Annotated in this window: 8 protein-coding genes; 6 read left to right on the plus strand and 2 right to left on the minus strand. The window is 69.5% G+C overall.

Annotated features, from left to right (window positions below; translation table 11 throughout):
- Positions 1-74 precede the first annotated feature (74 nt).
- Positions 75-2,381, minus strand: a complete 2,307-nt coding sequence (locus tag ACFVXE_RS17350) for a beta-L-arabinofuranosidase domain-containing protein (RefSeq protein ID WP_389671985.1) — start codon at positions 2,379-2,381, stop codon at positions 75-77.
- A gap of 548 nt (positions 2,382-2,929) precedes the next feature.
- Between ACFVXE_RS17350 and ACFVXE_RS17355 the strand changes: the two genes are divergently transcribed.
- The 6 genes from ACFVXE_RS17355 (at position 2,930) to ACFVXE_RS17380 (ending at position 10,273) form a co-directional block, all read left to right on the plus strand.
- Positions 2,930-4,015 (plus strand): ABC transporter substrate-binding protein, encoded by a 1,086-nt coding sequence (locus ACFVXE_RS17355; RefSeq protein ID WP_389671986.1) that lies wholly within the window; start codon positions 2,930-2,932, stop codon positions 4,013-4,015.
- 303 nt (positions 4,016-4,318) lie between these two features.
- A complete protein-coding gene (locus tag ACFVXE_RS17360) occupies positions 4,319-5,929 on the plus strand; it encodes a sugar ABC transporter ATP-binding protein (RefSeq protein ID WP_389671987.1) in 1,611 nt (536 codons plus the stop codon).
- Positions 5,926-6,900: an ABC transporter permease gene (locus tag ACFVXE_RS17365; protein WP_389671988.1), complete on the plus strand. Its 975-nt coding sequence runs from the start codon at positions 5,926-5,928 to the stop codon at positions 6,898-6,900. The genes ACFVXE_RS17360 and ACFVXE_RS17365 overlap by 4 nt, the downstream gene beginning before the upstream one ends.
- Positions 6,897-7,958: an ABC transporter permease gene (locus ACFVXE_RS17370; protein WP_389671989.1), complete on the plus strand. Its 1,062-nt coding sequence runs from the start codon at positions 6,897-6,899 to the stop codon at positions 7,956-7,958. Before ACFVXE_RS17365 ends, ACFVXE_RS17370 begins: the two co-directional genes overlap by 4 nt.
- 89 nt (positions 7,959-8,047) lie before the next feature.
- Positions 8,048-9,082 (plus strand): LacI family DNA-binding transcriptional regulator, encoded by a 1,035-nt coding sequence (locus ACFVXE_RS17375; RefSeq protein ID WP_389671990.1) that lies wholly within the window; start codon positions 8,048-8,050, stop codon positions 9,080-9,082.
- A gap of 111 nt (positions 9,083-9,193) precedes the next feature.
- The gene (locus tag ACFVXE_RS17380) at positions 9,194-10,273 is read left to right on the plus strand and encodes an aldose epimerase family protein (RefSeq protein WP_389671991.1); all 1,080 of its coding nucleotides are present in this window, start codon (positions 9,194-9,196) and stop codon (positions 10,271-10,273) included.
- A 200-nt stretch (positions 10,274-10,473) separates the two neighbouring features.
- Here ACFVXE_RS17380 and ACFVXE_RS17385 read toward each other — a convergent pair whose 3' ends face one another.
- On the minus strand, positions 10,474-13,491 hold the full coding sequence (locus tag ACFVXE_RS17385) for a carbohydrate binding domain-containing protein (protein WP_389671992.1): 3,018 nt from the start codon (positions 13,489-13,491) through the stop codon (positions 10,474-10,476).
- Positions 13,492-13,803 lie beyond the last annotated feature (312 nt).

Below are 13,803 nucleotides of genomic sequence, written 5' to 3' on the forward strand. Positions count from 1 at the left end.
TGCTCCTTCTCTGGTGACGGGTACGCGCCCCGCGCCGGACCGGCGCGGGGCGCGGGAGGGAACGCCTGGGCAGCTCAGAGCAGCTGCCAGAGGTGGTCGTCGGTGCCGTTGTCGTCGAACTGGACGACGTGTGCGCTGTTGTCCGTGGACATGTTGTCCACGCCGAGGACCTTGCCGGAGTGGCGGTTGCGGATCCGGTACCAGCCGTCTCCTTCGGGGACGAGCTGCCAGAGGTGGTCGTCGGTGCCGTTGTCGTCGAACTGGACGACGTGTGCGCTGTTGTCCGTGGACATGTTGTCCACACCCAGCAGCTTGCCGGAATGGCGGTTGCGGATCCGGTACCAGCCGTCCGAGAGCCACGCCGCGGCGTTCGGATCGACCGTCGGGAAGGAGGTGATCCGCAGCCGGGCCGCGCCCATGGGTACGAGCACGACCTCCTCCACCGGCTCCGTGCTCCGTGCCGGACTGGCCTGCAACGGAGCCACCACGTGCTCACTGTCGGCGGTCCACTCCGGAATTCGCCGGGCCTGCGCGGTCAGGCTGAGCGGTGTGCCGTCGAGGGTGAACGGATTGCCCTCCGCCGCCCTGCCGTTCCGGCGGGTACGGATCGACGAGGCGGGCTTCGCCCGGTCCAGTACGAGACCGTAGTTCCAGGCGCCCGTCGCGTGCACCGCGTACTCGGGGAACGTGTCCGTGCCGCCGATCCGCTCGTAGCTCTCCCCGATGCGCAGGGAGTACGTCAGCGGCCCCCGGTCGACGCTCACCGCGTCGTGGTTCTCCGGCCAGGTGCGGACGGTGGTCTGCTGCGGGAAGCGCAGCGTCACCTTGTCGCCGTCCGCCCAGGTCCGGTCGACCCGGGTGAAGGCGGGGCCCGCGGGTGCGTCGACGCGACGCCCGTTTACCTCGATCTCCGGTGCGGCGCACCAGGCTGGAACCCGCAGCACCAGGGGGAAGCGCAGGTGCTTGGGCGTCCGTACGGTCAGCGACACCGTGTCCGTGAAGGGATAGCCGGTCTCCTCGACGACGGTGACCTCGGTGCCGTCGGCGACCTTCGCCGTGACCTCGCAGGCCGCGTACATGGCGGCGGCCAGACCGCCGTCCGGGGTGGCCAGCCACAGCTCCTCGACGAAGTAGGGCCAGCCCATGCCGTAGTTGTGCGGGCAGCAGCGGTACTGGTCGACACCCGGCAGGTAGGCTTGCATGGCGAAGCCGTTCTGGAACTGCCGTGCGCCCTTGGGGACGTTGTCCAGATCGACGCTGTTCGCGCTGGTGATGTAGTGGATCGCTCTGCCGGACGGATCCAGCGAGGCGGGCAGCGAGTTGAAGGCCAGCTCCTCGCAGCGATCGGCCCACAGCGGGTCGCCCGTGATCCGGGTGAGCAGCTGATGACTCGCCATGAACTCGACGATGCCGCAGGTCTCGAAGCCCTGCCGCGGGTCGCCGTGACCGGGGCGCGCGTTCTCGTCCCCCGCTATGCCTCCGCCGGGGAACTGCCCGTACTGATCCATCGCCTTGCCGTACGTCCCGTAGGTGGCCCGGGTGTCCGCGGCCGATCCGCTGCGCAGCGCGTACTGGGCGGGCTCGCGGAATCCCTGTGCGATGTTGACGTTGTGCAGGTTGACCAGGTTGTCGCCCCAGTCCGCGCCGTTGGCGTGGATCTTGTCGGCGAGGTCGAGCAGGAAGGTGTCGCCGGTGCGGTTGAACAGCCAGAAGACGCTGTCCAGTCCGTCGCCCCAGCGCAGTGAGATCCAGCTGGTGTTGAAGGCGCCCGGTCCCTGGGTGTTCATGTAGCGGAAGAATTTGCTCAGGAACGGGATGACACGGGTGTCGCCGCTGTACTCCTGCCAAGAGCGCAGCGCCTGGACGAGGGGGAGGAAGGGCCAGAAGTCCGGGCCGCCGTTCAGCGACGTGCGCAGCGCCTTGGGGCCGAAGAAGCCGTCGGACTGCTGGGTGGTGAGGATCGCGTCGAACCAGCGGCGCACGGCCGCCAGGGCCTTGGCGTCCCCGGTGACGATCGCCAGGTCGGTGTAGCCGCGCAGCCAGTACGGCACCTCCTCCCAGCCGCCGAGGTCGGGCCGGACCCAGCCGGTGGCGGTGAAATCGAGGAAGTGCGAGAACTCCTCGTAACGGCCGCACAGTCCGTCCAGCTGGAGCCGGAGCTGTCCGGCCAGCCAGCCTCGCGCGGTGACCCGCCCGGGCGGCAGCTTCAGGAACGCCGTGGGGTGCAGGGGCGCTGCATTGGGGGAGTAGTGGCCGCCGCGGGCGGCCCTCACCCGGTTCTCGGAAGCGGTGGCGGTGGTGGCCCAGCGGCTGGACAGGGCGGTGGCGGCCGCGGTGGTGGCCAGTGCGCTTGCCATGAGCTGTCTGCGGTTCAGGGGCATGCGGGGGAGCTCCTGCTCTGCCGGCGGTGCGAGAAGTCCGGCTCAGGTGGGGGAACATGAGACGCACGTGCGGCCGAGGCGAGCCGGACCGGATCGGCCGCTGTTTCCGCGCAGCGCAGAGGCTGCCGTCGCGCCGGGCGGGTGCCCGTACGGCAACTGCATTGCAACGTTGGAAACTTGGCGTCCGGGCGTATGACAGCACGTGGCCGGTCGGCTGTCCAGGGGCGCCGCAGTGCCGGTTTCCCGTCACGCGGCACAGGACGTGCCGTCGCCCGTGCGGCGCGCCGACACATTTTGGAAACGCATCGACAACTCTCTTGCCGCCTGCGCCGCACCGCCTATATAACGTTGTAAACCGAGCCGCCGACAGGCCGCGCAAGCTCTCACGACCACCGGTTCAGCAGCACGTGTGCAGATGTCTGTGCTGCTCGAAGCGGGGTTGTGAGAACTGCACCGACATCAGCCGCCGAGCGGCTGATGCATCGTCCCGCCATGCCCGACCGCATGCCTCCCGGCGTGCCGTCAACCCGCCAAGGAGCGTCCCGCGCATGATGATCCAGCGTCGATCCCGTACCCTCGCCGCGGCCTGCCTGCTTGCCGCCACCGCCGCGCTGGCCGTTTCCGGCTGCTCCAAGTCGGAGACCTCGAACAACGCCGGCGGCGACAGCAGCCAAGGCGCCCAGGCGGCCAAGACCCCCGAGGCGAGCTCCGGTTCCGGCTGCTCGCTGCAGACCTACGGCGCGCCGAAGCTGGACCTGAAGAACGCGGTGGTCGGCTTCTCGCAGTCGGAGAAGGAAGCCAACCCGTTCCGTATCGCCGAGACTCAGTCCATCAAGGACGAGGCCGCCAAGCTGGGCGTGAAGAAGCTGCTCACCACCAACGCCCAGTCGCAGCTCCCCAAGCAGATCAGCGACATCCAGGACATGCTGTCCCAGGGGGCTCAGTTCCTCATCGTCGCCCCGCTGAACTCCGACGGTCTGGAGCCGGCGCTGAAGGCCGCCGCGGCGAAGAAGGTCCCCGTCCTGACCATCGACCGCAAGCTCAACTCCACCGCCTGCAAGGACTATGTGGCCTTCCTCGGCTCCGACTTCGTGGAGCAGGGCAAGCGCGCGGCGGACGCCATGATCAAGACGACCGGGGGCAAGGGCAAGGTCGCCATCCTGCTCGGCGCGTCGGGCAACAACGTCACCACCGACCGCACCAAGGGCTTCGTCGACCGGCTCAAGGAGAAGGCGCCCGGCCTGAAGATCGTTGCCCAGCAGACCGGCGAGTTCGCCCGGGACAAGGGGCAGCAGGTCATGGAGCAGCTCATCCAGTCCAAGCCCGACATCACCGCCGTCTACGCGGAGAACGACGAGATGGGACTCGGCGCCGTCACCGCGCTGAAGGCGGCCGGCAAGAAGCCGGGCAAGGACGTCAAGATCGTCTCGGTCGACGGCACCCGTAACGCGGTGCAGGCGCTGGTCAACGGCGAGTACAACGCCGTCATCGAGTCGAACCCGCGCTTCGGCCCGCTGGCCTTCGCCACGGCGCAGAAGTTCTACGGCGGCGAGGGAATCCCGGAGAACGTGATCATCTCCGACCGCGCGTACGACGAGACGAACGCGAAGGCGTCGCTCGGCGGAGCGTTCTGAGCCCTCGTGGCTCCGGGAGGGTGTCCCGGCTCCGGTTCCGAGCCGGGCACCGCTCCGTGCGTGGCCCCACCGGACCGGACGTACTGACTCGTACCGGTCCGGTACGCAGCCGGTACGGCTCCGGATCGAAGCGCAGCCGTGACCGGGGCGCCCCGACCGCCCCGCCCCGACCGCCCCGGGCCGTACAGCGCCGTACCGCCTCCTCCGTACCCCGACTCCTCCGGTTCACCGCCGCCGCGACGCCCGCACCCGTCGCGGCGGCCCCGGGCCCACACCCCTGGAACACGCGGAAGGCCAAGACCCATGGCACCACCCGAAGCAGTACCTCAGGCCCCGGAGGCGAGCGCCCCGGCCGGGGCCGGCACCGTTCTCGAAGCCCGTTCGGTGAGCAAGCGCTTCCCGGGCGTCATCGCACTCGACGGTGTGTCCTTCTCCCTGCGCGCGGGGGAGACCCACGCGCTGGTGGGCGAGAACGGAGCCGGCAAGTCCACCCTGATCAAGGTACTGACCGGCGTGTACCGGCCCGACGAGGGCGAACTGCGGATGTCCGGCCAACAGGTCAGGTTCGCCCGTCCGTTCGAGTCCCAGCAGGCCGGGATCTCCACCATCTACCAGGAAGTGAACCTCGTCCCGCTGATGAGCGTGGCGCGCAACATCTTCCTGGGACGGGAACCGAAGAACCGCTTCGGCCTCATCGACTTCGGCCGGATGCATCGTGAAGCGGCCGAGCTGCTCGACGGCTTCGGTGTGAGCGTCGACCCCCGGCGCCCCCTGCACACGCTGGGCATAGGTACCCAGCAGATGGTCGCGCTGGCCCGCGCCGTCTCGGTCAACGCCCAGGTCGTCATCATGGACGAGCCCACCTCGTCCCTCGAACCGCGCGAGGTCGAGACCCTGTTCCGGGTCATCGGGAACCTGCGCGGCCAGGGCATCGCCGTGCTCTACGTCAGCCACCGCATGGACGAGCTCTACCGGATCTGCGACCGCGTCACCGTGCTCCGCGACGGCCGCCACATCCACACCGGCGACCTCGCCGACCTCGACCGGATGCAGCTGGTCTCGATGATGCTCGGCCGTGACCTGGCCGAGGTCCGCCGGAACGGCACCACCAGCTTCGCCGCCGAGGGACACGACGCGGCACGCACCCCCGTACTCACCGCGAGCGGTCTCTCCCGCGACCACCAGCTCCACGACATATCCCTGTCGTTGTACGCCGGCGAGGTACTCGGCCTCGGAGGCCTCCTCGGCTCCGGGCGCAGCGAGACGGCAAAGGCCCTGGCCGGCGCGCTCAGCCTCGACGCGGGTGAACTCACGATCGGCGGCAGCCGGTTGCGCAAGCTCACCCCGGCGGGCGCCATCCGCGCCGGCATCAGCCTGCTGCCCGAGGACCGCAAGGCCGAGGGGATCGTCCCCGGTCTGTCCGTGCGCGAGAACATCGTGCTCGCCGCCATGCCCCGGCTCTCCCGGGCAGGCGTCGTCTCCCGCAGCAAGCAGGACCGCATCGTCGACATCTTCATGAAGCGGCTGCGGATCAAGGCGGCGAGCCCCGAGCAGAAGGTCGGCGAGCTGTCGGGCGGCAACCAGCAGAAGGTCCTGCTGGCCCGCTGGCTCTGCCTGGAGCCCAAGGTGCTCCTGCTCGACGAGCCGACACGCGGCATCGACGTCGGCGCCAAGGCCGAGGTCCAGAGCCTCATCGACGACCTCGCCCGCGAAGGGCTGGCCGTCCTGCTCATCTCCTCCGACATCGAGGAACTCATCGAGGGCGCCGACCGCATCGTCGTCCTGCGCGGCGGAGCCGTCGCGGGCGAACTGGCGGGCGACGACGTCGGCGAGAGCCGGCTGCTCGAAGTGCTCGCCGACCACTCACCGGCGCCGGAAGGGAACGGCCCGGCCGCTCAGGAGGACCCGCGATGACTGCCCAGGCCACACTCCCCTCACCCGCACGCCCGCTGGCGTGGCTGCGCAACCCCGCCTGGTACCAGGAGTACGGCGTGTACGCGGCCGTGGCCGTGCTGCTGGTCTTCAACGCCCTGTTCACCGAGCACTTCATGACCGCCGACAATCTGCGCACCCAGCTGGTCCAGGTCGCCCCCATCGTCATCGTCGCGCTGGGCATGGCCCTGGTCATCGGTACCGAGGGCGTCGACCTCTCCGTCGGCTCGACCATGGCACTCGCCACCGCCCTTCTCCCGCTCTACCTGGGCTACGGGCTGGTGCCCGCGCTCCTCGTCGCGCTCCTCGCCGGGGCTGTCGTCGGAGCCGTCAACGGCACGCTCGTCTCACTGGTCGGGCTCCAGCCCATCGTCGCCACGCTCGCCCTGTTCGTCGGCGGCCGTGGCCTGGCCCTGGTGATGGCCGACGGCCAGCTCAAGCAGATCGTCAACCCCGACCTGCTGTCGCTCGGTACCGGGTCCTTCCTCGGCATCCCGCTGGTCGTGCTGATCGCCGCGCTGCTCGCCGTCGCCGTCGCCTTCCTGGTGCAGCGCACCACCTTCGGCCGCCAGATCGTCGCCGTCGGAGGCAACCGGTCCGCCGCCGCCCTCGCCGGGCTGCCCGTGCGCCGCGTCCTCATCGGTGTGTACGTGCTCTGCGGGGTGATGGCCGCCCTCGCCGGCATCCTCGCCACCGCCAGGCTCACCGCCAGCGACCCCTCCTCGCTCGGCACCCTCATGGAACTCTCCGCCATCACGGCGGTCGTCGTCGGCGGCACGCCCCTGAACGGCGGCTCCATCCGCGTGCTCGGCACCGTCGCAGGCGCCCTGCTGATGCAGTTGCTGCGGGCCACCCTCGTCAAGCACGACCTGCCCGACTCCACCGCACAGATCGCCCAGGCGGCCATCATCATCGCCGCCGTCTACGTCGCCCGGGAGCGTCGGTCCCGATGAACGAAACCACCTCAGCCCCCGCATCCCCGGCGCAGGCGCCGCGGAAGACCTCCACCTCGGACGGCCGCGGCACGCCCCGCCCGCCGTCCGGCGCCGAGCCGACCGTCAAGCAGCGGCTCGCCGGACTCCTCCAGCGCCAGGGCGTGCTCGCCGTCCTGCTCACGGTCGTGATCGTCGCCTCGTTCATCTACCCGACGTTCGCCACCCTGGACAACGCCCGCGGCGTCACCGTGCAGGCGTCCTTCCTCGCCGTGGTCGCCCTCGGCATGACCATGGTCATCATCACCGGCGGCATCGACCTGTCCGTCGGATCCGTCTTCGCACTCGGCGGCGTGCTCGCCGCCTGGGCCTCCCAGTGGGGCCTCCTGCCCGCACTGCTCGTACCGCTCGTGGCCTGCGCCGGGATCGGCCTGCTCAACGGGTTCCTGATCGCCCGCGCCGGGATGGCACCGTTCATCGTCACCCTCGCCACACTGCTCGCCGCCCGGGGCATCCTGCTCGCCTTCACCGACGAGGGCGCGACCACCTACCTGGTGCCCAAGGGTTCCGCCTTCGCCGAGCTCGGACAGGGCAGCGTCTGGGGATTCGGCTACCCGATCCTGATCGCCCTGCTCCTCTTCGGGGGCGGCGGGCTGCTCCTGCAGCGCACCTCGTTCGGACAGACGCTCTTCGCCGTCGGCGGCAGCAGCGACGCGGCCACCCTGATGGGCCTCCCCGTCGCCCGTACGAAGATCCTCGTGTACACGCTGAGCGGCCTGCTGGCCGGACTCGCCGGTGCGCTCAACGCGGCGCGGCTCTCCTCCGGTGTCACCATCATCGGCGTGGGCATGGAGCTCGACGCGATCTCCGCAGTCGTCATCGGCGGCACCCTCCTCATCGGCGGGGCCGGATCGATCAGCGGCACGCTCTGGGGCGTCCTGCTGCTCGCCGTCATCCAGAATCTGATCAACCAGATCGGCTCGCTCAACTCCTCGTACCAGTCCGTGGTCAGCGGTGGGTTCCTTATCGTTGTCGTCGTGGCCCAGCGTTATCTGGCGCGCAGTCGTAGATCCACCTGAACCGTGCCGGGGCCGGCTCAGCCGGTCCCGGCCCAGTACCACCCGAGCCAATGCGCGACACCGCGCGCCGAGTCGAGTCAGGGAGTGCCGTGGGCGTCAGTCTCAAAGACGTTGCGCAACGGGCGGGCGTGTCCATCAAGACCGTGTCGAACGTGGTGAACAACTACCAGCACGTCACACCCAAGATGCGCGCCAAGGTCCAGCAGGCGATCGACGAGCTCGGCTACCGGCCGAACCTCACCGCACGCCATCTGCGCAAGGGACGCACCGGCATCATCGCGCTCGCCGTCCCGGAGTTCGGCAACCCGTACTTCGCCGAGCTGGCCGGCGCGGTCGTCGACGCGGCGGCGCGGCACGACTACACCGTGCTGGTCGACCACACCGGCGGCCTCCGGGAGAAGGAGCTGCTGGTCAGCCAGGGTTTCCGGTCCCATGTCATCGACGGCCTCATCCTCAGCCCCATCCATCTGGAGACCGAGGACCTGATGGCGCGCACCGAGACCGCGCCGCTGGTGCTGCTCGGCGAGCGCGAGTACGAGGCCCCGTACGACCACATCGCCATCGACAACGTGGCGGCCTCCCGCGACGCCGTACGCCACCTCATCGACCTCGGACACCGCCGGATCGCCTTCCTCGGCTCCCGGACCGGACGTGAGCGCCAGCCCGCCCATCTTCGGCTCCGGGGCTGGCGCGAGGAGCTGGCCGCCGCGGGCATCACGCCCGACGAATCCCTGGTGGTCGTCACCGACGGGTACGGACGCGAGGACGGGGCCGTCGCCATGGCCGCCCTGCTCGACCGCGGTGAACGGCCCGACGCCGTGTTCGCGTACAACGATCTCATCGCCATCGGCGCGATGCGTACCCTCTCCGAACGCGGGCTCAAGATCCCCGATGACGTCGCGGTCGTCGGCTTCGACGACATCGAGGAGAGCCTGTACGGGGCCATCACACTCACCACCATCGCTCCGGACAAGGAAGCCATCGCCCGGCTCGCCGTCGACAGCCTCGTCGAGCGGCTCTCCGGCAGTCCGGTGTCAGAACCCCGACGACCTCGGCCCGGCTACCGGCTGGTCGTCCGCGAATCGACCCTGCCCCGGCCGGCCGCCGAGCAGTCCGGAACCTAGGAGGATGCCGAATATCCCGGCCGGGCTCCCGGCCAGGTACCTTCGGCACCCCTGGGACGAGTCCCGCACACGTCCTGTCCGGCCGCCACACATCTGTCCCAAGGATCTCCGATGCCTCGCCCCACCGTGCACCACCAACCGTTCGGCGCCCACACCCGTACCGATGTCGATGTCTGGACACTCGACTCCGGTACCGGGGTCCGGGCCGAGATCCTCACCTACGGCGGCATCCTGCACAGCCTCACCGTGCCGGACACCGCGGGATCGACCGGACCGGTCGTCCGGTCCCTGGCCGCCCTCGACGACTACACGGGGAAGAACCCCTTCTTCGGCGCCCTCATCGGGCGCTTCGCCAACCGCATCGCCCACGGCCGCTTCACCCTCGACGGGACCGAGCACCACGTGCCCGCCACCGACCGCGGCCACGCCCTGCACGGTGGCCCCGACGGTTTCCACACCAGGATCTGGCAGGCCACCGGGCAGGCCACCGACGACGCCGCGGTCCTCCGGCTCACCCTGCACAGCCCCGACGGCGACATGGGGTTCCCCGGGGAACTCGACACCACTGTGACGTACACCCTCGCCACCGACGGCACACTCGCCCTCGACTACGCGGCGACCACCGACCGGCCCACGGTCGTCAACCTCACCAACCACGCCTATTTCAATCTCACCGAGGACGACGACATCCTCGGCCACACCCTCCAGGTGGACGCCGACCGCTACCTGCCGGTCGACGAGGACGGCATTCCGCACGGCCCCGCGGCCGACGTGCGCGGCACCCCGTTCGACCTCACCGCTCCGTGCACCCCGGGCGAGCGGATCGCACTGCCGGACGAGCAGCTGCGCATGGCGGGCGGGTTCGACCACTGCTGGCTGGTCCGCGATGCCGGGCCCTCGGAACCCCTGCGGCGGGCCGCTCGGCTGACCGCGCCCGGCGCGGCCCGGATCATGGAGGTCTGGACCACCGAACCGGGCATTCAGGTCTACACCGCCAACCAGCTCGACGGCTCTCTCACCGGCCCCACCGGGCGGCGTCACGACCGGTACAGCGCGGTCTGCCTGGAGACCCAGCACCTGCCCGACTCACCCAACCGCCCCGACTACCCGAGCACCGAGGTCCGGCCCGGCGAAGCCGTGGTCAGCCGGACCGAGTTCAGGTTCCCGCACCTCGCACCGTCCCCGCGCTGAGCCACGCCGCGCGCACCGGACGGCCCACATGAACGGGCCCGGTCCACGGATGTCGGACTCTCCGCGGATCGGGCCTCGCCCCATGGTGCGCGCAGCGCCACCCGAACCCTGGGCATGTGCCCGCACCATGCCGGACACGGCCGGGCGACGGGGCGGCCCGGGCGGCCGTTCCGGGAGTGACGGGCACGCTCCGGGCGCGTCTACTTCAGGTAGGGGCCGTCGGTCCCCACCTTGCCCGGCGCCGCGTTCCTGCCGCCGAGGTCGAGGACGTACACCCGCAGATTCCCCTTGCCCGGCGCCGGGACAGCGAGCGTGCCGTCCGTCACCACCCGGGTGTCCCCGGTGACGGCGTCCCGGTAGGTGCCGTTCGGGATCCCGGCGTACGTGGCCGCTCCCGTGACGGTCACCAGGGCGAAGCTGTCGACTCCGCTCGCGGCGTCCGTGTAGCGGCGCTTGTACGCCATCGAGCCGGTGATGCCCTGGGTGGAGTACTGGCCCATCTGCAGGGCCGGCACCGTCCGCCGGATCTCGTTCAGCCGCTGCAGATGCTTGACCAGCGGTTCGGCGAGCGTGTCGGCCACCTCGCCGGTGGCCGAGGAGACCTTGCCGAAGTCGGACGCCTCGACCGTGCCGGCCAGATGGTCGCCGTAGTACGCCCGGCCGGTGGTCGCCAGCGGGCAGCTGGGCCCGCAGTCGATCTTCTTGCCGGCCTGGAACTCGATCTCGGACCCGTAGTAGAGGGTGGGGATGCCGCGGAACGTCCACATCAGCGACATGTTCTCGGCCCAGGCGTCGGTCCCGCCGGCGTAGCGCTCGCTGCTCTTGTTGGGACCGTAGTCATGACTGTCGACGTACACGACGTTGTACGTGGCGTCGTTGTAACTGTCGTCGGAGTCCTTGCCGTTGCTGTAGGCGTTGGCGGCGTCACCGAAGTTCATGTGCATCCGCATGTCGATGACGTTCATGCCGGAGAACTGGCTGTGGTCCGGGGTGTGGTACGTGTTTCCGTCGAGGAAGGCGTTGGTGGAGACCGGCTGCGAGCCGGTGCCCAGCTTCTCCTCGTAGTCGTACATCTCCAGCGCCGCCTTCGCGTCGTCGGCGTCGTACTCCTTGCGCTCCTTCCAGGTGTAGAACTGCGCCGAGTGGTTGACCGAGCCGCGGTTCCACTTGTCGTTGACGAAGGCGCCGACCTCGCCGAATACGAAGAAGTTCTTCGCGGCCTCGGCGCCGAACCGTGAGGTGACCCGCTCCTGGACGGCGGGCAGGAAACGGCGGTTCCAGGTGGTGCGGGGGATGTGCACGGCGGTGTCGATGCGGAAGCCGTCGACCCCCATGTCGATGTATTTGTCGTAGGCGCCGATCAGATAGTTCTGGACAGGGGCGCTCTCGGTGTTGAAGTCGGCGAGGTCCTCGTGCAGCCAGCAGCTGCGGGAGTCCTCACCCTCCCAGTTCCCGATCCAGCAGCTGTGGTAGTAGATCTTCGGGAACATTCCGGAAGTCGGGCTCGGCCACTGGCAGTTGTAGACCTTGTAGCCCTCGGCCGAGGTGGCTCCGGTGGGCTTCCCCCAGTCGACACAGGTGTTTCCGGAGGGTTCCGCGGTCGACCACAGGTCGCCGTTGTAGTACGACTTCCCGGACTTCGTCTCGACGCTCAGACCGTCGTACTCGAAGCCCTCGTTCCTCTCGTCGTAGTACCAGCTCCACTGGTCGTCCCGGACCCCGTAGACCGTCGGGGTGAACAGGCCCTTGGCGCCCCAGCGCGAGGAGTGGTTGTAGACCACGTCCTGGTAGATCTTCATGCCCTTGGCGTGGGCGGCGTTGATCAGGTCCTGGTAGGAGGCGCCCGATGACTCCAGCCGGGCATCGACCTTGTAGAAGTCGTAGCCGTGATACCCGTGGTAGTCGTAGTCGGACCGGTTCAGCACCACCGGAGTGATCCAGACGGCGGAGAACCCGAGGCCCTTGATGTAGTCGAGCTTGTTGACCAGACCCTTGAAGTCACCGCGGAACATGGGGTCGTCGTTGGCCGCGTTGCCGGACTTCACGTCCTGGCTGCCGCCCCGGTTGTTGGAGCTGTCGCCGTCGTCGAACCGCGCCGTGAGGACGAAGTAGATGGGGTCCTTGCGCGGGTCGGTGCCCAGTGGGGTACCGGCCGCCGGTGCGGCCGGCTTCGTCCCGGTGGTGGCGGCGGCGGCCGACGGAGCCGATACGTTGCCGGCCGCGTCCACGGCCCTGACGGTGTAGCTGTAGGCAGTCCTCTCCTCCAGGCCGGCGTCGGAGAAGACGGTGGAGCCGACGTCCGTCACCATGGCGCCCTTGGTGCCACCGGTCCGGGTCACCTGGTACTTCGTGACCCCCCGGTCGTCGGAGGACGGCGTCCACGACAGGACGATCGACACGCCGTCGGCGTCGGCGGTCACCTCCGTGGGCGACGTCGGGGCCTCGGTGTCCGCGGGCTCGCCGGTGCACGGGTCCCCGGCGCCGGTGGTGACCTTCTTGTTCTCGACCCTGGAAACGCCTTCGGGGATCGTGTAGTTGCTGCCGTTGTTGTTGTCCCAGACTCCGTTCCCGTTGTTGAACGCGGCCTGCATCGTGGTGGCGTCGGCCAGATCGACGGACCGCTTCATCCACCCCGTGCACGCCACCTCCATGCCCACCCCGGGTACGGCGGTCCATGCACCGCCGGCGGGTTGGTAGTGCAGGTTGGTGGTGGTCCATCCGACGGTCGCGGTGGAGTAGTAGACGGAGGCGGTGTGCGTTCCGCCCGGGGTGGGGGAGGGGTCGGTGCCGGAGTCGGCGCACGGGTCGCTGTGGGCCACCACCCCGTCCTTGACGGTGATGGTGCCCGTGCCCAGGGCGTAGTTGTTGCCCGCGTTGTTGTCCCAGACCCCCGACCCGTCGTTGAACGTGGCGGCCAGCCCGGACGCACTGCCCAGGCTCACCGTCTTCTTCACCCAGTCCGTGCAGGCGGCCTCCATCCGCACACCGGGCACGGTGGTCCAGGGTCCGCCGTCCGGTGCGTAATGCAGGTTGTACGTCGGCCAGTTACGGGTCTTCGTGTAATAGAAGACGGTCGCCGTGTTCTCCGCGGACGCCGCGGGTACGGCGGTCGCGGGGGTGGCGGCAGGCGGTATCGCGGTGAGGAGTCCCAGAAGCCCGGCGGCTGCCGCGGCTGCCGCCAGCGGGCGCCTCGACAGCCGGTCGAGGGTGCGTCTCATTCGTGTCTCCAGGGGGAGTGCCACGGCACTCCGGCCGCGACAGCCAAGAACGCGGCCGCTCATCGAGCGGCCGTGGTCCCGCCGGAGAACCCTGACGCGCCTCGGGGTTCGGGCGAGCAGTACATCCCGCCAGCAAGAGCTGTCAGAATTTTGCTGCAATGTCTTGCGCAGGTTTTGCGATCAGGAAGTTACCCGTGCATGACAGGTACGTAAAGGGCTGCGACATGGACGGCCGGAAGGCCGGGCCCCCTCCGCGAAGGAGGATGGGCCCGGCCTTCGGTACCGATCCGGTGGTGAACGGGAGACCGCGCA

This window comes from Streptomyces sp. NPDC058231, from assembly GCF_042882275.1.
Classification (GTDB): Bacteria; Actinomycetota; Actinomycetes; order Streptomycetales; family Streptomycetaceae; genus Streptomyces.